At 44.0% G+C, this 18,064-nt stretch carries 18 protein-coding genes and 1 riboswitch; of the genes, 4 read left to right on the top strand and 14 right to left on the bottom strand.

Going from position 1 to position 18,064, the window contains the following annotated elements; translation table 11 throughout:
* The first annotated feature begins 24 nt into the window (after window positions 1-24).
* Window positions 25-945, top strand: coding sequence for a ketopantoate reductase family protein (locus tag E2491_RS02690; RefSeq protein WP_134372325.1), 921 nt, complete (start codon window positions 25-27; stop codon window positions 943-945).
* A 74-nt stretch (window positions 946-1,019) separates the two neighbouring features.
* A complete protein-coding gene (locus tag E2491_RS02685) occupies window positions 1,020-1,340 on the top strand; it encodes a winged helix-turn-helix transcriptional regulator (protein WP_134372323.1) in 321 nt (106 codons plus the stop codon).
* 43 nt (window positions 1,341-1,383) lie between these two features.
* Here the strand turns inward: E2491_RS02685 and E2491_RS02680 are convergent, their stop codons facing one another.
* On the bottom strand, window positions 1,384-2,529 hold the full coding sequence (locus E2491_RS02680) for a S1C family serine protease (RefSeq protein ID WP_134372321.1): 1,146 nt from the start codon (window positions 2,527-2,529) through the stop codon (window positions 1,384-1,386).
* Window positions 2,530-2,538: 9 nt separating this feature from the next.
* Window positions 2,539-3,660 (bottom strand): hypothetical protein, encoded by a 1,122-nt coding sequence (locus E2491_RS02675; RefSeq protein WP_134372319.1) that lies wholly within the window; start codon window positions 3,658-3,660, stop codon window positions 2,539-2,541.
* Window positions 3,661-3,980: 320 nt separating this feature from the next.
* Here E2491_RS02675 and E2491_RS02670 point away from each other — a divergent pair, with 320 nt between their 5' ends.
* Window positions 3,981-4,508, top strand: a complete 528-nt coding sequence (locus E2491_RS02670; protein ID WP_134372317.1) for a YceI family protein — start codon at window positions 3,981-3,983, stop codon at window positions 4,506-4,508.
* 409 nt (window positions 4,509-4,917) lie between these two features.
* Here E2491_RS02670 and E2491_RS02665 read toward each other — a convergent pair whose 3' ends face one another.
* Together E2491_RS02665 and E2491_RS02660 are read right to left on the bottom strand one after the other, a co-directional pair.
* The gene (locus E2491_RS02665; RefSeq protein ID WP_134372315.1) at window positions 4,918-5,187 is read right to left on the bottom strand and encodes a hypothetical protein; all 270 of its coding nucleotides are present in this window, start codon (window positions 5,185-5,187) and stop codon (window positions 4,918-4,920) included.
* Window positions 5,188-5,226: 39 nt separating this feature from the next.
* A complete protein-coding gene (locus E2491_RS02660) occupies window positions 5,227-6,807 on the bottom strand; it encodes a long-chain-fatty-acid--CoA ligase (RefSeq protein ID WP_134372313.1) in 1,581 nt (526 codons plus the stop codon).
* Between the two features lie 184 nt (window positions 6,808-6,991).
* Between E2491_RS02660 and E2491_RS17420 the strand changes: the two genes are divergently transcribed.
* Complete coding sequence (locus E2491_RS17420) at window positions 6,992-7,144, top strand: hypothetical protein (RefSeq protein ID WP_166805769.1); 153 nt, start codon at window positions 6,992-6,994, stop codon at window positions 7,142-7,144.
* 438 nt (window positions 7,145-7,582) lie between these two features.
* Here the strand turns inward: E2491_RS17420 and E2491_RS02655 are convergent, their stop codons facing one another.
* The 10 genes from E2491_RS02655 to E2491_RS02610 all read right to left on the bottom strand — a co-directional run bounded on the left by E2491_RS02655 (window position 7,583) and on the right by E2491_RS02610 (window position 17,118).
* Window positions 7,583-8,434: a dimethylarginine dimethylaminohydrolase family protein gene (locus E2491_RS02655; protein WP_134372419.1), complete on the bottom strand. Its 852-nt coding sequence runs from the start codon at window positions 8,432-8,434 to the stop codon at window positions 7,583-7,585.
* A gap of 80 nt (window positions 8,435-8,514) precedes the next feature.
* A complete protein-coding gene (locus E2491_RS02650) occupies window positions 8,515-9,258 on the bottom strand; it encodes an ABC transporter ATP-binding protein (protein ID WP_134372311.1) in 744 nt (247 codons plus the stop codon).
* Between the two features lie 14 nt (window positions 9,259-9,272).
* Window positions 9,273-10,055, bottom strand: a complete 783-nt coding sequence (locus E2491_RS02645) for an ABC transporter permease (protein WP_134372309.1) — start codon at window positions 10,053-10,055, stop codon at window positions 9,273-9,275.
* Window positions 10,056-10,066: 11 nt separating this feature from the next.
* Window positions 10,067-11,053, bottom strand: a complete 987-nt coding sequence (locus tag E2491_RS02640) for an aliphatic sulfonate ABC transporter substrate-binding protein (RefSeq protein ID WP_134372307.1) — start codon at window positions 11,051-11,053, stop codon at window positions 10,067-10,069.
* Window positions 11,054-11,108: 55 nt separating this feature from the next.
* Window positions 11,109-12,182: a homoserine O-acetyltransferase MetX gene (gene metX / locus E2491_RS02635; RefSeq protein ID WP_134372305.1), complete on the bottom strand. Its 1,074-nt coding sequence runs from the start codon at window positions 12,180-12,182 to the stop codon at window positions 11,109-11,111.
* 18 nt (window positions 12,183-12,200) lie between these two features.
* Window positions 12,201-13,502 (bottom strand): O-acetylhomoserine aminocarboxypropyltransferase/cysteine synthase family protein, encoded by a 1,302-nt coding sequence (locus tag E2491_RS02630; protein WP_134372303.1) that lies wholly within the window; start codon window positions 13,500-13,502, stop codon window positions 12,201-12,203.
* A gap of 113 nt (window positions 13,503-13,615) precedes the next feature.
* A riboswitch (SAM riboswitch) is annotated at window positions 13,616-13,730 on the bottom strand.
* Window positions 13,731-14,407: 677 nt separating this feature from the next.
* Window positions 14,408-15,124 (bottom strand): hypothetical protein, encoded by a 717-nt coding sequence (locus E2491_RS02625; protein ID WP_134372301.1) that lies wholly within the window; start codon window positions 15,122-15,124, stop codon window positions 14,408-14,410.
* Window positions 15,118-15,864 (bottom strand): hypothetical protein, encoded by a 747-nt coding sequence (locus E2491_RS02620; protein ID WP_134372299.1) that lies wholly within the window; start codon window positions 15,862-15,864, stop codon window positions 15,118-15,120. Before E2491_RS02620 ends, E2491_RS02625 begins: the two co-directional genes overlap by 7 nt.
* Window positions 15,833-16,738, bottom strand: coding sequence for an ABC transporter ATP-binding protein (locus E2491_RS02615; RefSeq protein ID WP_134372297.1), 906 nt, complete (start codon window positions 16,736-16,738; stop codon window positions 15,833-15,835). The genes E2491_RS02620 and E2491_RS02615 overlap by 32 nt, the downstream gene beginning before the upstream one ends.
* Window positions 16,735-17,118 carry a GntR family transcriptional regulator gene (locus E2491_RS02610; RefSeq protein ID WP_134372295.1) on the bottom strand — a complete coding sequence of 128 codons (384 nt, stop codon included), beginning with the start codon at window positions 17,116-17,118 and terminating at the stop codon, window positions 16,735-16,737. The genes E2491_RS02615 and E2491_RS02610 overlap by 4 nt, the downstream gene beginning before the upstream one ends.
* Window positions 17,119-18,064: the final 946 nt, after the last annotated feature.

Genomic DNA, 18,064 nt, shown 5'->3' with positions numbered 1-18,064 from the left:
AAAACTGAATTGGAGGTTTGCATCATGAATATTCTAATTGCCGGTGCCGGGGGAATTGGAGGCTATTTCGGTGGGAGACTGATGGAAAAAGGACAGGAAGTAACGTTTCTTGTCCGTGAAAACCGCAAGCGTCAGCTGCAGCAAATGGACCTCGTCATCAAAAGCCCCCATGGAGATTATTCAGCAGCGCCTATTTTACTGACTGCTCAGGATCAGGGCGAGACGTTTGACCTCATCATTCTGACAACCAAAGCTTATCATCTCGATCAGGTGATCAAGGATATTACTCCTTTTGTCCATAATGAAACCATGATCCTTCCATTGCTGAATGGTATCGCTCACCTCGATCCATTGATTGAAGCGTTCGGAGAGAATCGTGTTCTTGGAGGACTCTGTTTTATTGAAACGACACTTGATGAAAATGGAGCCGTTGTTCAATCGAGCCCTGTTCACGATCTCGTATACGGCGAACGGGATGGCCGTCAAACTGACAGAATTACAGCATTGGAAGAAATTTTTAATGGGACGAAGGCATCCTTTAAAAGAAGTGACACGATTATGCAGGAGATGTGGCACAAATATTCTTTCATCACAGCAATGTCCGGAATTACTACGCTCATGCGCGCTCCGGTCGGCCCTGCCGTTGAAATTCCTGCTGCCAAACAAACCCTGGAGCGTCTATTTAAAGAAATTTCACTGATCATGAAAGCGATTGAAGCTCCGATTGCTCATAATTTGCCGGACATTCAGATGAAGAGAATGCAGGAGATGGAATACGGTATGAAATCTTCCATGCAGCGCGATATGGAAAAGGGACTTCAGACTGAAACTCATCACCTGCAGGGCTGGCTGCTGGAAAAAGCCAGCCAGCATCAACTGGAAGCACCTGTTTTGGAAGCAGCATATGCCAACGTGAAAATATACGAAACGCTGTTAAACCGCTGAAGATGACGAACCCCGTCCTCCTCCTGTATACTTAGATTGACTAAACGCATCTTTCATATAAAGGAGGGAAAAGGATGGCCGCGATGTCTTTATGTCCCAAATTCGAGCAGGCGTTTCAAATTCTCGGCAAACGCTGGAATGGTGTGATTATCCGTGTACTTGCCGAAGGACCTAAACGCTTTTCGGAAATTGCAGAGCCGATCCCTCAGATCAGCAATAAAATTTTAACGGAACGTTTAAAGGAACTGGAGGAACATGGTCTCGTTTCAAGAGACGTCTACCCTGAAACTCCAGTACGAATTGAATATAGTCTGACTGACAAAGGACACTCGCTCACTCCTATTCTGGATGGCGTACAGAAGTGGGCGGATGAATGGATTGACTCCAGTCATTGAATACAAAAAAACAGCGGGGAATTTTCCGCTGTTTTTTTGTCTGTCATTCTGCTTCCTGGTATTCCAGCCGTTTTATTTTCATCTGACCGTTCTCATCTGTGATCAAAAAGCGGTAGGAGTAAAGTTTTTTTTCAGATTTACCTGAAACAATTTCCTCTTTTTCAACAGTGGCTCTCACTTCTACCTCCCCAGAGATCGCAATACCCTCAGAGGACTTCAACGAAATAGAAAGAAGGTTTCTAAACTCGTCTTTAAACGTGTTAAAGCTTGTCTCATTCTGATAATCTGCTCCCAGCAAAGAATAAGCCGTGACATAGTCTCCAAATTCAATACTGGATAAGTAATATTGTGCAATATACAATGCCTGTTCTTCTAATGTTGGAACGACAGCATCCTGTGGCTGATCAGCATAATTCTCAAATGACGGAAGCTCCTGCATCGGTGAGGCGATCCATTCATCAATCTGATCCTTTACATCAGTAATGGGGATACTATAACCAAGATTTTGTTCAGGTTCCTCCGCTGAATTAATACCGATTACCTTCATGGTATCTGAATTCAGTAAAGGACCACCGCTATTTCCCGGAGAAATCGCAGCAGTAAACTGATCAATATTCTCGTATATAAACGGCTCGATGGTGAATGAACGGTTTATCCCGTTGATCTCACCTGCTGTTACCGTATTTTGAAAGCCAAGCGGACTTCCCAGCGCCAGCACCTGATCAAGTACCTGCGCTTCCCTGTTCAGTTCCAGTTCCAACGGCTCTTTTCCCTGTAATTCATCAACCTGTATCACGGCGATATCCTCTGTCTCGCTGATGCCAATGACAATACCAGTGTAACGTGCAGAGTCAGCCGTAATGACAGTCACTTCAGAGGCATTTGCAACGACATGGGCATTCGTGACAACTGCCCCTTCCGTGTTATAAATAAATCCTGATCCTATTGAACCAATAGGGGTTTCGATCTGAATGACTTTCTGTTGCGCTTCAAAAAGTGCCTCTTCACGATTAAGAGAAAGCTGTTCAATAAAATTCCGCTGTGAGGAATCCAGCTGGTTACTAATCAGATAAGAAGGTTCTTCTCTAACGTTTTGCTGTATTTCTTCCCTAAGCATAAGGCCTCCCCAAACCGTAAGAACAATTAAAGCAATGGAGACAAGTATGCTGGAAATCCAATTTTTCTTCATACTTCACCCCTATTCCAAATACCATGTAATGGATGTAATCTCCACTTTTTCATAGTCTCCTGACAAATTTAATTCATCTTTAAATGAGCCCTGTCCTTCAGGTAAGACATATTCGGGGTCCACTACCGTCAGACTCTCGGACAACACCTGTCCATCCTTCCCTGTAACGGTCCATTCAATCTCAATCCAGCTGATCGGTCTTGTTCCGATATTCTTAATCGTACCTGTCAATTGAATGGTGTCATTAATATTTTTCACTTCCCATTCTTCTACTGACACTGCTTCAGTACGGTTAAAATGATCTTGTCTTTCAGCTTCTTCCTGCGCTTCAGCAAGTCTGATATATTCCTCTTCCTGATAGGCATTACGCTCAGCTTCAATGGTTTTCTTGTAGCTGATCAATTCTTCATGTAATGGCGCATACCCAAGTCCGATTTCGACAATGTTTAAAGCCTCAGTAAAATGAAACTTATCGAGTTCAACAGATGCCTGCTCAATAGAAAGGCCTGCTATCTGGTTACGTATAAGATTTTGCACTTCATCTGCTTCCGGATGGTTAATTTCAGAAACCTCGAGCAGTTTCCCGGCGAGTGCCTGAATGGATAACGGCTCTTTAATTTCGTTTTTAATAGAGCTAACCAGCGACGCTTCCTTTAAGGACATGATCTTTTCCTGTTCGAGAAAGAGAAGGCTATTTTTAGATTTTTGAAGTGTCTCCCGGATATCGCGGATCTCATTTTCCACTTGTTCAACCTGTCCGGCCGCTAACTGCTCTTCCAATCGGGCAATTCTATTTTCAAATAAACGGGCATCTCTGACTGCTGACAGGCTTTGATGAACCGATTCATACTCAGGGCGTACAGAAGCCGCTTGCGCCAGATCTCTTTCCGCGTCTTTCCACTGTTTATTATAAGCAGCATTTTCTGCTGATGTCTTCCATGCTTCAACCTGCTGATTTCTCCATGTCTCATAGGCATACACTGCTGCAAGAGACAATATACAGATAACAAAAACCATCACGACCAGCATTGACGGTCTGAAAAAAGGTTTTGAAGGTGTACTGTAATCTTTTGAAGGAGATTTGGACGATGGTTGATCTGAAGATGATTGCTGGGAATGTCTGTTACTCATCGTGTCACCCTCCTCTATTCTTTTATTCTACTACCCTTTCTTACCATTTTTCACTCTATTTCCAGAGAATTCAATGATAATTGTGTGAAGAATACATTTTGTGATAAAACGTTAATTCTGCCCCTTCTCTTCGTATTTTTCAAGTTTGAGCCTCATCTCCACCTTACATTTACAGATTACAGACTTTTCCTAAAATCATGCGCCGAAAAAAATATCTCGAATTCGAGAGAAATGTGTTGACTTTCTTTTTACCGCAGAATATACTAATTACAAATACTAACCAAGTTACTTAATGTAACTTATACAAGGAGGATTTTTTTATGACAAAAAAATGGGCAGTAGACGCAGCACACTCAAGTATCGATTTTTCAGTAAAGCACATGATGATCTCAAAAGTGAAGGGTTCTTTCCACGACTTTTCAGCAGATGTAACAGCTGATCCGGCTGATCTTACTGGAGCTGACATCCGCTTTTCGATTACAGTAAATTCAATTGACACACGTAATCAGGACCGTGATAATCACCTTCGCTCAGCTGATTTCTTTGAAGTTGAGCAATTTCCAAACATCACGTTTGTTTCAACTGATGTTAAGAAAATCGGTGACGATGAATACGAGTTAACTGGTGATGTAACGATCAAGGATGTAACTCGCAAAGAAACGTTCACTGTGGAATATGAAGGTGCAGGAAAAGATCCATGGGGGAATGAAAAAGTCGGTTTCTCTGCTACTGGTAAACTGAACCGTAAGGAATACGGCTTAACGTGGAACCAGGCGCTTGAAACAGGCGGCGTGCTTGTAGGAGAAGATATCAAAATCAACCTTCAGATTCAGGCACAGGAAGCGTAAATCAGTTATAAAAAGTAAAAAGGGTCAAACATGACACGATCATGTTTGACTCTTTTTATAGTATAAGTAAACCGTGCCGTGTCATTCCTTTGCTTTTCTTTGTGTCTAGCTGCGACGGGCAGGGACTAGCAAACTTCCCATCCTCTCGTTCGATAAATCAACATCGGCTCACTATGCCGTGTTTCCTTTATCTCCGTCGGGGCCAGTCCAGTATGCACATCCCTTTACGCCCGCCTCCGCTTTTCCTGATGTCCAGCTCCGGCGGCTAGCCCCTCGAGGTCATAAGTCAAAGCTGAACGAGGGCGAAGATCAGCCCTCTTTTCATCTTCGCCTTATGCTTGTCGGGGCTGAACGAGCCGCCTCCGCTTTTCAAAGTGAAGTCTAAATGTCGCTTCAAATGTTCTAGGAGTTATATCAGACCTCCAAACAAATAAAATATGAAGACCACATATAAAACGCCTAGTGGAATAGATGTTAACGAAATATATTTAAGAACTCCTTTTTCCTTTTTAAAGAAGGCAATGATGCCATATGTTACCCCTATCAAAAAAATGAAAAATCCAATTGGAATTGCTAGCATTGATCCTTTACCCAAGGATATATTAAATGGCGGAAAGATCATGTAGGCAACAAAAAGACCAACGATGGTTAAAATCAGAGCGTAAATACTATTTTTCATCTTAGCCTCCTTTTCAGTTTGATCATAATCGATTAATGATCAATTCACCATCTTCCCATCCTTATCCCAGAATTCTTTTCGCAGCACGACTTTTTGAATTTTCCCTGATGCTGTTTTTGGAAGCTGATCAGTGAAGCTGAAGCTTTTTGGAATTTTAAATCGTGCCAGCTTTTCATTCGCAAAAGCAATGACTTCTTCCTCTGTTAACTCATAGCCTTCTCTCTTCACAATGACTGCATGCGGAACTTCTCCCCATTTTTCATGAGGGACAGCAATTACCGCTGCCTCAAGAATCGCTGGGTGATCGTATAGAGCGGCCTCTACTTCAATAGAAGAGATATTCTCACCACCGCTGATAATGACATCTTTTTTGCGGTCTACAATTTCGATATACCCCTGGTCATCCACAATCGCCATATCTCCTGTATACAGCCAGCCATCGCGGATCGCTGCTGAGGTAGCTTCCGGATTTTTAAAGTAGCCCTCCATCACGTTGTTGGAGCGGACCGCAATCTCACCGATGGCTTTTCCATCATGAGGTACTTCCACCCCAAGTTCGTCAAGCACCCGCACCTTTGACCCGATGAGTTCATACCCCGTTTTAGATTTTAATTTAGCTGAATGGGCTGCGTCCTTTACTTGCGTATTACTCCGGTGAGCTGACATCGTGACGAGCGGTGAAATCTCTGTCATGCCGTATACCTGAATAAATTCCCACCCGAGTTCCTCTTCCACTTTCCTGACAAAAGCCGGAGGTGGTGCAGAGCCGGCTATGACTACTCTTAAGGCGTGATCAAATTTTGCGTTCGTGTGGGCTGCTTCTTCAATAAGCATATTTAAAACGGTCGGTGCCATATGCATAATGCTGACCTGATGTTTAGCCACATTTTCAAGGATGGCTTTCGGATCCACTTTACGCTGCATCACCTGTGTGGCACCATTTGCCGTGTAATAAAATGGTGATCCCCATCCGTTCACGTGAAACATCGGCAGGACGTGAAGCAGTGTATCCTGATCACTGATTTTTAAGTGATGCATTGTCGTTAAAGCATGGAGATAGTTTGATCGATGTGACAGGAGCACTCCTTTTGGATCTCCCGTTGTCCCACTCGTATAAAGAAGCGAAGCGATATCCGTTTCTTCAAGTGGTACTCTGTCATAAGCTTCTTCTGAATAGCCCGACAGCCATTTTTCATAAGAAAGACAGCCTTCCGCATCCCTGCCCTGGATAATAAATGTATGTACAGTCTCAAGATTTGTCCGGATTGATTCAATGAGCGGATATAAATCTGCATCTACAAAAAGCACTTTACTTTCACTATGATTTAAAATGAACTGATAATCCTCCGGACGAAGCCTCGTGTTGAGTGATGTCATCACAGCCCCCACCTGGTACAGTCCATAAAACCCTTCAAACATCTCCAGCGAATTCGGCGTCAAATAAGCTACTTTATCACCTTTTTTAATACCGAGTTCAGCTAATCCCCTTGATAATTGATTAACCCTTTTTTCAATGTCACGGTAAGTCAATGAGCGCTCCCCGTCAATAACGGCTGTTTTACCACCGTAAAGTGTAACAGCGCGATCAAGAAAATCCGTTAAAATTAATGGCACATGCATATTCCCATCCCCTTTTGATCGTTCTATGATTGCCTTAACCCTTATGATAAATCCTGTAAGATATGCTGTATTGTATCCGTTTTCATAAAAGAAATCAAATATTGACAGAAATTTCAGAGTAATGATCCTGGAGAATAAAATGATTTATTTTAATGATACTAATTTAAAAAGGAGGAGATTAACCATGAGCTATAAAAAGAAAACGCAAATTGAAGAATCATTCGCTGAAGAACAAATCCAGCGCATGTACGAAGAAGGCACCGTTGACCGGAAAGAAAGAAATGCCGGAATGATAAAAGATAAAAAACTGGAAGGACCGGATCAGCCAGCCACATAGAAAAGCAGAAGCAGGCGTTTAGGGACGTACAAACTGGACTGGCCTCGACGAAGATAAAGGAAACACGGCGAACGAAGTGAACCGATGTTGACTTATCGAACGAGAGGACGGGAAGTTTGCTAGTCCCTGCCCGGTGGAGCTAGACAAGAAAAGCGGAGGGGGGCTGAGTTTGGTCACTTTATTGCCTCGCTTGGACATTTTCGCAGGCTATTTGGTCACTTTATGCCCGAACTTGGACACTTTCGCAGGCTATTTGGTCACTTTATGCCCGAACTTGGACACTTACGTGAAAAAACCACAGGCCGCGATATGTTGAGGAGGCGGGCTGAGCTTGGACACTTTTGTGAAAATCTCGCGGTCTCAGAGTGAACGCGACCTGGCAAAGTTGATATTCAGTTCCATAAAAAATTCCTCCCCACACACGTGGGGAGGAATTTTTTATGAGCGGTTCACAGTCAATGTGCAGCATCTAAATGAGCCGCCTGATTTAATAATTTCTGAGATATCCAGTTCAAGAACGTCATAGCCGGCCCGTTTCAGTTTTCGGTTCACTTCTTTATTGACCGGTAGACTGATGACTTTATCATTTCCAATGGATAATACATTTGGTCCCATTGTGAATTGTTCATCCTCATTGACCGACATCAATTCATATCTTTCCGCAAAACGGTCGATGGTTTTCTGATCGAATGCTTCTTTGTAAATAAGTGCATCATTGTCTGAAACAATGTTGAACAGGCAATCCAGGTGAAGGAATTGGGAGTCGAATGGGACTTCAATGACTTCATATTCCGGCAGGGCAGTGCGCAATTCTTCAACAGCCTCAATAGTGGTTCGGCTGCTGATGCCTACCCAGATCGTTTTCCCATCAACCACGACATCTCCACCTTCAATGGAGGAAGTTTTGATTTTCTTATGAGGAACACCTGATTCTCTCAGCCAATCAAGCAGAATGGATTCCTCACCATCTCTCATTTCTGTGCCCATTGACGAAATAAAAACGGTATCTCCGATTGTAAAGCCGATATCACGTGTAAAAACCTGTTCCGGATAAACGGAAAGTGGCGGTAGCTGTACAACGTCAGCTCCATGTTCATGAAGGAGCTGAATAAATGCTTTATGCTGCTCCATCGCTTTTTCCTGATCAATATTATCCTTCAGAAAGTGCTTTTGAGTTTCGTTAATCGCTTCTTCGATTTTCATAAAGGCCGGTGGACAGACTAATACACGTTCGAGGGTTCCATATTCGTTTTCACAGCCGGCGCGTTTGTTACTCTCTTTTCGTTCCATTAACATATCCAGTCCTCCGAATTTTCTCTTTTTGTGTATTATTCCTTTTTTAAAAGAGATTAAACGGAAATAGCTGGATTTTATTTTGCGGTCTGGGCTTTAGCCTTGCCATGACTGCCCTCAAGAATTGAAAAGATTTTTTCCTTATAGACAGTAAGATTAATGTCGCTGCGGCTTCTCGGCTTTGGCTGTTTTATTTTCAGCTCGGCGGCAATCGTGCCGGGCTGACCGCTCATCACGAGCACCCGGTCACACAGATAAAGCGCTTCGTCTATATCGTGAGTGACAATGGCCATCGTTGTTTTTTCCTGCTCCCATATATCAAGCAGCAGATCCTGCAGCTGCATTTTAGTGAAAGCGTCCAGTGCGCTGAACGGTTCGTCTAAAAGCAATACCGAAGGCTTCGATGCGAGTGCTCTGGCAATCGCTGTACGCTGCGCCATCCCACCTGATAAGTCTCGTGGCAGAGATTTCGCAAAATCTTTTAATCCAACAAGTGATAAATAGTGGCCGGCTTTATCCGTATGTTTTTTCGGCTGCTCAAAGCCAAACAATACGTTGTCTTCAACTGAAAGCCACGGCATTAATCTCGGTTCCTGAAAAATCATCCCCCCAGCCTGCTGACTTCCCTGCTCGTCTCCGGTATGAATGGTCCCGCTGTCTGACTGCTCAAGACCTGACAACACCCTCAGAAGCGTACTTTTCCCACATCCGCTTGTACCGAGAATCCCGACAATTTCGCCTTTTTGTATCGTAAAACTGACGTCTTTGAAACCCGCTGTTCCACCCTTAAATAACTTTGATGCTTTTTTGACTGTCAGCATATGCTTTCACCTCTTTACTGAGCGTTTTGAAGATTATCCTGCCATTTCAGCGAGCGGACTTCCACCTGCTTCAATAAGGCATCTGTTCCTTTTCCTAAGGCAGCAAACAGTAAAATACTCGCAATAATCAGTTCAGGGGATGACGTATTCTGTCCGAGCACAAGCAAATAACCAAGTCCTTCACTGGCACCAAGAAGTTCAGCTGCTACAACAAACATCCAGCCAAGTCCAAGCCCGCTCCGGATACCGACTAAAAAGGATGGGAGCGAGGCAGGAAGAATGATTCTTTTAACAAGCTGGAATGAACTGAAACGGTAAACCTTCCCTACCTCAATCAGCTTTCTGTCGACCCCCTGGATACCTGAGACAATGTTCAGATAAACCGGGAAAAAGACACCGACTGCAATCAGCGTTACCTTCGACGGCTCCCCGATTCCCATCCATAAAAGAAACAGCGGAACCCATGCAAGGGAAGGAATGGAACGGAAAGCCTGAAGGATCGGGTCCATCAGCTGCTCGAACCGTCTGAAATAGCCGACTGCTGAACCAATGACAAGCGCTGCAGCCGTTCCTATCAAAAATCCGATCAGTACACGGTACAGCGTGATCGATACGTGCCCCCATAACGTGCCGTCCTGCGCCATATCAATGATGGAAACAACGACAACCGTTGGGGCAGGCAGGAGATAAGGCTCAATCAAGCCTAGTCTCGCCGCTCCCTCCCAAATCACCAAAAGTAAAACGGGCAGTACGAGTCCAATTCCAAATACCGATAATCTTTTATTGACCTGTTTCATAAACGAGCCTCCTATTCAGATCCCAGTGACTCTGTAAATGAGGGATTTAACAATTCATCAACAAGTGATTCCACATCGGCATCCGCATCAATGACCTCTTCATTCCTAAGTACTTCTCCTGCCGCAATCAGGGCTTCTGTATGTTCAGAACCTATAACGGGATTTGAAAAATCGTTTCGTGCGACGCTTGCTTTGGCCACTTCAATATTCATATCTGCTTCCTCAGACAGAATAGCCGCTGCTTCATCCGGATTTTCAATCGTCCATTCTCTTGCGATTTCATATTGCTCAATGACCGTCTCCACCAGTTCAGGGTAATCCTCAGCAAAATCTGACCGGACATTCAGCGTACCGTATGTGTTAAAGTCAGCATTTCGGTAAAACAGCTCTGCCCCTGTATCAAGTTCGGCTCTCGCCATATGCGGATCAAGTCCTGCCCATGCATCCACCTGTCCGGAGCTTAACGCATTTGCTCCATCCGGATGCTGAAGGTTTACAATTTCAACGTCCTCTGATGAAAGCCCGGCCTCTTCCAATGCTCTTAGTAAAAAGATATAAGGATCAGTCCCGAGTGTTGCAGCTACTTTTTTACCTGCTAAATCCTCTACGCTCTGAATGTCAGATCCTTCAGCGGCAACAAGTGCTGTCCACTCAGGCTTGGCATATAAGTAAACCGATTCAATCGGTGAACCGTTCGATTTGGCAATCAACGCCGCAGCACCGGCTGTTGAGCCGAAATCCACACTGCGTGAATTGAGGAACTCAAGTGCCTTATTACTGCCCTGACTCAGCACCCACTCTACTTCTACACCTTCATCAGCAAGCGCCTCCTCAACAAGTCCCTGTTCCTTCAGTACTAAGCTGGTAGGCGAATAATAAGCATAATCAAGGGTGATTTTATCAGGTAATTCATCCGAATCCGCATTCGCAGAGCAGCCAGCGAGGACTCCAATTGCCGCTATGGATAAAATAAAGCCTTTTGTTTTTTTATTCATCATAATTCCTCCCTGTTTACTCTGTTTTATGTTTAAAAGAAAGAGGCAGCCTGACTGCCTATTCTTTGTTTTCAAAATGATGTTTAATCACCGGTCCCCATTTATCAAATTCAACTAAAAATCCGTCGTGTCCGAAATGGGTGTCCACTTCATGATAGGAACCACCTTTCACCAGCGCTGAAAAACGTCTGATATCCTCCGGCGGATAAAGAAGATCTCCCTTAAATCCAACACCTAAAAACTTTCCTTTAATTCTGGCAGCTGCCTGGTCAATCCCACCTCTGCCACGTCCGATATCATGATGATTCATGGCATAGAGAAGCGTTAAATAACTGTTTGGATCAAACCTTCTGGTGATTTTCTCACCCTGGTAACGCAGATACGATTCGACCTGATAATAAGGCTGCTTTTCCTCAGACAGTTTTTCCTCCCGTTTAAAACGGCCTGTGAAAAGCGCCGGACTCCTGTAGGTGACAAGCCCGATCATTCTGGCTACTTCAAAGCCCTTAACCTCTGAAGCATGCTCATAATTGCCCTGTTTCCACCCCGGGTCATTTTCAATCGCATGAATACCAATTCTGTTAAAAGCGATGCCGTAATCACTCAATGACGGCGTTGCAGCCAGCAGCACGATTTTATCCATAAAATCAGGATACGTTACGCTCCATTCAAGCACCTGCATGCCTCCAAGCGATCCGCCAATGATGCCATGCAGTCGGTGGATCCCGAGTTCATTTAACGCTTTATGCTGGGCATTAACAATATCTTTGATGGATACAAAGGGAAAATCCGAGCGATAAAGTTCATTGTCGGGATTGAGGGAAGCCGGCCCGGTTGAGCCACTGCATCCCCCGATCACATTAAAGGTAATAACCTGAAACCTCGTCAGATCTACAGAACCGCCTTCTGAGATAAAGCCTCTCCACCACCCCGGATCTTCCTCTGTACCGTAGGATTGATGAGTACCTGTTAGCGCATGACAGATCAGGATAACAGGAAGCGATGGATCTCCAGCCCGCTCATAGCGGAGAGAAACGTCCCGGAGTATCTTTCCGGACTCGAGCACTAATGAGCCAATATGAACAGTCCCCTCACTCTGCCTCGTTTTCTCTGTCACAGGTGTCTCTCCCATTCCTGATTCCTCCTCCATTTATGAATGTGCAGGAACTGCTGATTTTTCAATCGCCTGATTTAAATCATGAATTAAATCTTCCACCGATTCGATCCCCACTGAGAGGCGAATCTGCTCCTCTTTGACGCCGGCTGCCTCGAGATCTGCTCCTCTTAGCTGGGCATGAGTGGTTGTTGCCGGATGAATAATCAGTGATTTTGCATCTCCAACGTTGGCTACATGAGACCAAAGCTTCGTGTTATCAATGACTTTTCTTCCCGCTTCACGTCCACCTTTAATGCCGAACACAATAATCGAGCCCGGTCCTTTAGGCAGATATTTTTTCGCAAGCTCATGTGAAGGGTGATCCTTCAGTCCCGGATACTGAACCCATTCGACGGATGGATGAGCTGCCAGGTATTCAGCAACCTTTTGGGCATTTTCAACATGTCGTTCGAGGCGCAAATGCAACGTTTCAAGCCCCTGCAGTAAATAGAATGCATTTTGCGGACTCAGGCACGCCCCTGTATCACGAAGCAGGTTAACGCGAAGCTTTGCAATAAACGCCGCTTCCTCTAAATCAACGAAACGCAGTCCGTTATAGCTTGGGTCCGGCGTTGTAAAATCCGGGAACCGGCCATTATCATAATTGAACTTGCCTGCATCAACCACGACACCACCAATCGTTGTTCCATGACCGCCAATCCATTTTGTTGCCGAGTGAACCACAATATCTGCCCCATGCTCAAATGGTTTATTCAAATAAGGTGTCGCAAACGTGCTGTCCACAATGAGCGGTACACCTTCTTCATGAGCCACCTTCGCAACCGCTTCTGTATCCAGCACATGCAAACTCGGATTTCCAATCACTTCAGCAAACACTGCCTTCGTTTTCGGACCAATGGCTTTCCGCACATTTTCCGGGTCCGAAACATCAACAAACGTTACATTGACGCCATAACGGGGCAACGTTTGCGCAAATAAATTATAGGTTCCACCGTATAAGTTCGTAGCTGCAACAATATCATCACCCGCACTCGCCAGATTCAACACTGCATAAGTGATCGCAGCCATTCCGGACGAAACAGCAACAGCCCCCACTCCGCCTTCTAAAAGAGCAATCCTGTTTTCAAAAGCCGCAACAGTCGGATTCCCGATACGCGTATAAATATTGCCTGCTTCCTCTAAAGAAAACAGCTTCTGCGCATGCTCAGCACTGTCAAACACATACGACGTTGTCTGATAAACAGGAATCGCACGTGAACCAGTCGTTGGATCCGCTTCTGTAGCACCGTGTAATAATAACGTTTCAATATTGTACTGCGGGTTTTCGTTTGTCATGATCAAATCTCTCCTTTAGTGGTTGAATAAGTTGTCGAGTGGCTGCGGCAAAGGGATAAAGGAGAAGAGGGAAAAAGAAAAACCCCCTTCATAAGAAGAGGGTTTTGATCCTCCTCTTATCTTTCAGATCAGTCTGATCTGTAGGAATTAGCACCTTTCCAAGTCAAGGCTGACTCGTTGGTTGCCGGGCATCGCAGGGCCTAGTCCCTCCGCCACTCTGGATAAGAGTTTATTAAGTTATGGTTTTGGTATGCATTGATGTTAATCTCTTGTTGAGGATTATAGAGCGGTTAGAAACAGAAGTCAACCTTTTTCTGAATATTTTATTTTTTGATTTTAGCTTTAATTTTTATAAAAAGGCGGGCAGAGACCATCCTCCGCTTTCCTTTGTCTAGCTCCAGCTGGCAGGGACTAGCAAACTTCCCGTCCTCTCGTTCGATAAGTCAACATCGGATCGCTAACGCTCTCCGTGTTTCCTTTATCTTCGTCGAGGACAGTCCAGTTTGTACGTCCCTAAACGCCCGCCACAGCTTTTCTTGGTGTCTAGCTCCGGCGACTAGCCCCTCGAGGTCATAAGTCAAAGCTGAACGAGGGCGAAGATCAGCCCTCTTTTCATCTTCGCCTTATGCTTGTCGGGGCTGGACGAGTCGCCTCCACTTTTCCAAGGCCGGGCGGTGAACCCGCCTGTGCTTTAGCCGGTTTCACCTGACCCTTTCCGCCACAGGAGTCTGCGGATGGTCTCTGCCCTTATGATATTACAAAGTGAAAGCAGAATTTTGATCGACAGTTGATTTCTTGAAAACCTAAACCGAAGTAGAGTATTAATTAGAAATCGGTCAGGGGGCCTCCTGACCTTGGGCGTAGTTTTAGAAACATGTAAATCGCACTGAATTTGTTAAAGGTAGTCAGTTCTCAAATTCATAGATTGGTACGTTTGGATCGTAGTTGAGCTGTGTGTTTTCAGGAATCTGAATGTGATAGAAATCACCGCCTGACTGGAAGTTGAAGTTCCAGTCTCTGTTTGATCGGTCATCACTGAATTGACTTCCCGGGATTGGCATTTGAAACTCTGCAAATTCCAGGTTCACATAGTCTCTTGTCAGATTGTTGACGATGATTTCTCCGTTGTCGTAACGCATGTCCGCAGCTTCAAATTCTTCTGAGATATCAATACCATTAATACTGAATGGTACCCTGTAGTAATCAATAATGATTTCTCCTTTTACATCAGGGTCTTTAGTGACGACGATGTTATAAGAGTAGGTATCCATATTCTGATCGGCAAAACGGATAGACAACTCATCTGAATCGAGTCCGATTTTTTCCTGTCCAAAATAGTATTTGTCATCAATCTCATCAAATTGTCTGTTAAATATTTTTTGATGCAAATCAAAGTCTTCACTTTCAACTGATGATTCAATCTCCCTGCCTGCTACCTCTTCACTTTGCCCGATCATATAATACGTAACCAGACTTAACAATAAGATTCCCACATAAGCACTGAGCATATATTTGAGCGGAATACGGGAGGTTTGTCTACGAAAGGATTTGTTCCTCGTCATAAAAAACACCAGGATAAGTCCTATCATTATAACCGGCAATAGTGTAATAACGGCTACCATGTCCGCACCTCCTTTTTAGCTGAAAGCAACCACCCCAACATGAAAAGGAGGATTGCTGTGATGAGCACTTTCATTGTAAACATCATGACAGAGGTTTCAGTAGTGAAAAAGGTAACAACGTCTGTAAGAATAGGAACCTGAACATTCATAAAGCCGGGTAAAAATATCAAGACGGGAATCACTAAACTGAATATCCTACTAATCTGAACGAGCGCACCAATGATATATCCAACTGATGAGGCTAACAGAAGATATCCCCAAACTGCTGCAAATGAGGATAGGATTTCTGAAAAATCCCCAATTGTATTCGATCCGTACAGTATATTTACATCCTGTGTCAAATACATCACCATAAAAATGAAATAGGAGCTAAGCATCGTAAAGATGGCTGCTATAGTCGTGATCGAGGCAACAAACAGAATCGCTGAAACAGCGCTTGTTGTACGATTACTCACATAAGAAAAATCCTCATACGTATAACTGTTGGTTGTGACTAAAAACGATGCAATAAAAGCCCAGAACACAGTAAAGAAAAAAACAACATCAACTGAATAATTCGTGACATTTATACTGTAAAAGTCACCTGATGTAGTCCCTCCACCTGTTGAAAATGAAGAAATGGCAAGTGCGATTAATTGAGTGATGATCAGGCTTTTCCAGGCATCTCTATAAGAAGTCATTTTGTGAATGTATTGCTTTTTTATGATGTTAGCTGTACTGACGTTTGTTAAAGACATCATCAATCCCTCCTTTTTCACGGTTTGTCAGGTAAATCGACATATCGCTGGCTGATACCGGGGAAAACCTTAATCCGGCAGCCGTTGCCTTGTCAGCTGCTGTAAAGTCATTTTTAACGATCACGGTAACCATTCCCGAAGCTTCTTCTTTTCTAGCGATGACTGTCTTGTGCTGAATCCAGTTATTCACGGCTGCTGCCGGACCCGAGATCGCCATCCCGAATTCCTTCAATTCTTCAACCGGCAGATGCAGAATTATTTTACCAAGATCAATTAAAACGATATCTTCCAAAAGGTCCTCTATCTCATCAAGGTGATGGCTGGAAATCAGAATCGTTCTCGGGTGAGTCAGATAATCCTTTAACAGCGCCCTGTAGAAATCTTTTCTCACAGAAGCGTCCATCCCTGTGGTCGGTTCATCAAAAATGGTTAACGGGCATCTTGCGGCAAGACCTATGATTCCGTGTAACGTGTTTCTCTGACCTTTAGACAAGCTTCCACGGACTGCTTTTTGAGAAATGGAGAAATAAGCGAGCAGTTCCACTGCAAGCTGCTGATCCCAGTTTGGATAAAACCTTCTGTGATGTTGAAACAGTTCGCCAATCGGAGTAGAATCTGAATACACCGTAAACTCATCCAGGTACATACTGTTAGCAGAAACTTTCAGGCTATTAAACGGCCTTTCACCAAACACTTTCACTTCTCCTCCAGTGGGCTTCAGGTAGCCTGCAAGCATTTTTAGCAAAGTCGTTTTACCTGCACCATTACGACCAATCACACCTGTTATCGTATTTTCACGAATGGTGAAATCAGCATGAAGGATTCCATGTTCTCCCCTATACTTCTTCTCAGCCTGGCGACATTCAATGACATTCATCGTACTGCCCCTTTCCGGCGTTTTCCCTCCTGCTGAATCATGTGAATTAACTCCTGTTCTCCAACATTTAAGTGCGCTGCTTCTTCCACAATTTCAGAAACGAGTGCTGTTAATGTTTCGTTGATTCTTCTGTGTCGAATTTGGTCTGCTGCCTGTTCTGTCACAAACATACCGAGTCCCCTTTTCTTATATAAAATTCCTGCGTCAGCTAAAATGGTAAGTCCTTTCGCGGCTGTTGCCGGATTGATGTTGAATTGATCTGCAAGCTGATACTGGGAATACATTTTGTCATCTGCTTTAAACCGCTCCTGAAGAATTTCTGTTTCAAGCCATTCGGCAATTTGAACATAAATCGGTTTTACACTGTCCGGATTCAGCATAAGGTTCACCACCTTCCTTTTTCTAGTGCATTACTGTTGTAATGTACTATATACTTATTTCTTGAAATTGGCAACTGTTTTTTGGAAAAGATTTTGGTTTGTGAGGTTGGAGATGGAATTCGTGAGGATAGACGCTGAGTTTGCCAGCTTAGCACCTGAGTTCGTGAGGTTAGGGGAAGAGTTCGTCAGTTTCTCAGAAAGTTTGTCAGTACAGTGACATTTGACCTACTCCGTCCCGGACATCACTTTTAAAAGCGCGTGTTTTTTGGAGAATATCAGGTTTGTGAGGTTGTACCGTTAATTTGTAAGATTAGGCGGAGGATTCGTGAGGTTAACACGGGAGTTCGTGAGGTTAACTTCCGAGTTCGTAAGCTTATCAGAAAGTTCGTCAGTTCAGTGAAATTTGGCCTACTCCGTCCCGGACATCACCTTTAAAAGAGAGTGTTTTCTGGAGAATATCATGTTTGTGAGGTTGTACTGTTAATTTGTCAGGTTAGACGGGGGATTCGTGAGGTTAACACGGGATTTCGTGAGGTTAACTTCCGAGTTCGTAAGCTTCTCAGAAAGTTCGTCAGTTCAGTGATATTTGACCTACACATTCATTTGATCTATCTACCATTTTCACAAAATCCCCTCAATAAATGTGTTCAACTCTATAAATTCGCCACCACCGTAATAAGTCATATTTCACAATTTTACGAACCTCCATTGAAATCCTGTGAACCAGCACCCAAATTCTGCGAACCGTTCTCCACATCCCACGAAACGCACGTGAAATTTCATGAACATCAGCTGAAATCTTGCGAACCATTCCCCCCGCCGCACACCTATCTCAAAAAGAAAAACCGACCAGCTGAGTGATATGCTCCCTTCAAAGTAGACAGAGAAATAAAAAAAACTCTCTACTACTCTGAAGGGGGCATTTTTATGTCTAAACGAGTTACTA

The organism is Jeotgalibacillus sp. R-1-5s-1, from assembly GCF_004405105.1.
Classification (GTDB): domain Bacteria; phylum Bacillota; class Bacilli; order Bacillales; family Jeotgalibacillaceae; genus Jeotgalibacillus.
This window is presented reverse-complemented; position numbering and strand designations above follow the sequence as displayed.

What these genes read in the sequence shown, in the direction of transcription:
- E2491_RS02690 (WP_134372325.1), top strand. Translation starts at nt 25, where the DNA reads ATGAATATTCTAATTGCCGGTGCCGGGGGAATTGGAGGCTATTTCGGT.
- E2491_RS02685 (WP_134372323.1), top strand. Translation starts at nt 1,020, where the DNA reads ATGGCCGCGATGTCTTTATGTCCCAAATTCGAGCAGGCGTTTCAAATT.
- E2491_RS02680 (WP_134372321.1), bottom strand. Translation starts at nt 2,529, where the DNA reads ATGAAGAAAAATTGGATTTCCAGCATACTTGTCTCCATTGCTTTAATT.
- E2491_RS02675 (WP_134372319.1), bottom strand. Translation starts at nt 3,660, where the DNA reads ATGAGTAACAGACATTCCCAGCAATCATCTTCAGATCAACCATCGTCC.
- E2491_RS02670 (WP_134372317.1), top strand. Translation starts at nt 3,981, where the DNA reads ATGACAAAAAAATGGGCAGTAGACGCAGCACACTCAAGTATCGATTTT.
- E2491_RS02665 (WP_134372315.1), bottom strand. Translation starts at nt 5,187, where the DNA reads ATGAAAAATAGTATTTACGCTCTGATTTTAACCATCGTTGGTCTTTTT.
- E2491_RS02660 (WP_134372313.1), bottom strand. Translation starts at nt 6,807, where the DNA reads ATGCATGTGCCATTAATTTTAACGGATTTTCTTGATCGCGCTGTTACA.
- E2491_RS17420 (WP_166805769.1), top strand. Translation starts at nt 6,992, where the DNA reads ATGAGCTATAAAAAGAAAACGCAAATTGAAGAATCATTCGCTGAAGAA.
- E2491_RS02655 (WP_134372419.1), bottom strand. Translation starts at nt 8,434, where the DNA reads ATGGAACGAAAAGAGAGTAACAAACGCGCCGGCTGTGAAAACGAATAT.
- E2491_RS02650 (WP_134372311.1), bottom strand. Translation starts at nt 9,258, where the DNA reads ATGCTGACAGTCAAAAAAGCATCAAAGTTATTTAAGGGTGGAACAGCG.
- E2491_RS02645 (WP_134372309.1), bottom strand. Translation starts at nt 10,055, where the DNA reads ATGAAACAGGTCAATAAAAGATTATCGGTATTTGGAATTGGACTCGTA.
- E2491_RS02640 (WP_134372307.1), bottom strand. Translation starts at nt 11,053, where the DNA reads ATGATGAATAAAAAAACAAAAGGCTTTATTTTATCCATAGCGGCAATT.
- metX (WP_134372305.1), bottom strand. Translation starts at nt 12,182, where the DNA reads ATGGGAGAGACACCTGTGACAGAGAAAACGAGGCAGAGTGAGGGGACT.
- E2491_RS02630 (WP_134372303.1), bottom strand. Translation starts at nt 13,502, where the DNA reads ATGACAAACGAAAACCCGCAGTACAATATTGAAACGTTATTATTACAC.
- E2491_RS02625 (WP_134372301.1), bottom strand. Translation starts at nt 15,124, where the DNA reads ATGGTAGCCGTTATTACACTATTGCCGGTTATAATGATAGGACTTATC.
- E2491_RS02620 (WP_134372299.1), bottom strand. Translation starts at nt 15,864, where the DNA reads ATGATGTCTTTAACAAACGTCAGTACAGCTAACATCATAAAAAAGCAA.
- E2491_RS02615 (WP_134372297.1), bottom strand. Translation starts at nt 16,738, where the DNA reads ATGAATGTCATTGAATGTCGCCAGGCTGAGAAGAAGTATAGGGGAGAA.
- E2491_RS02610 (WP_134372295.1), bottom strand. Translation starts at nt 17,118, where the DNA reads ATGCTGAATCCGGACAGTGTAAAACCGATTTATGTTCAAATTGCCGAA.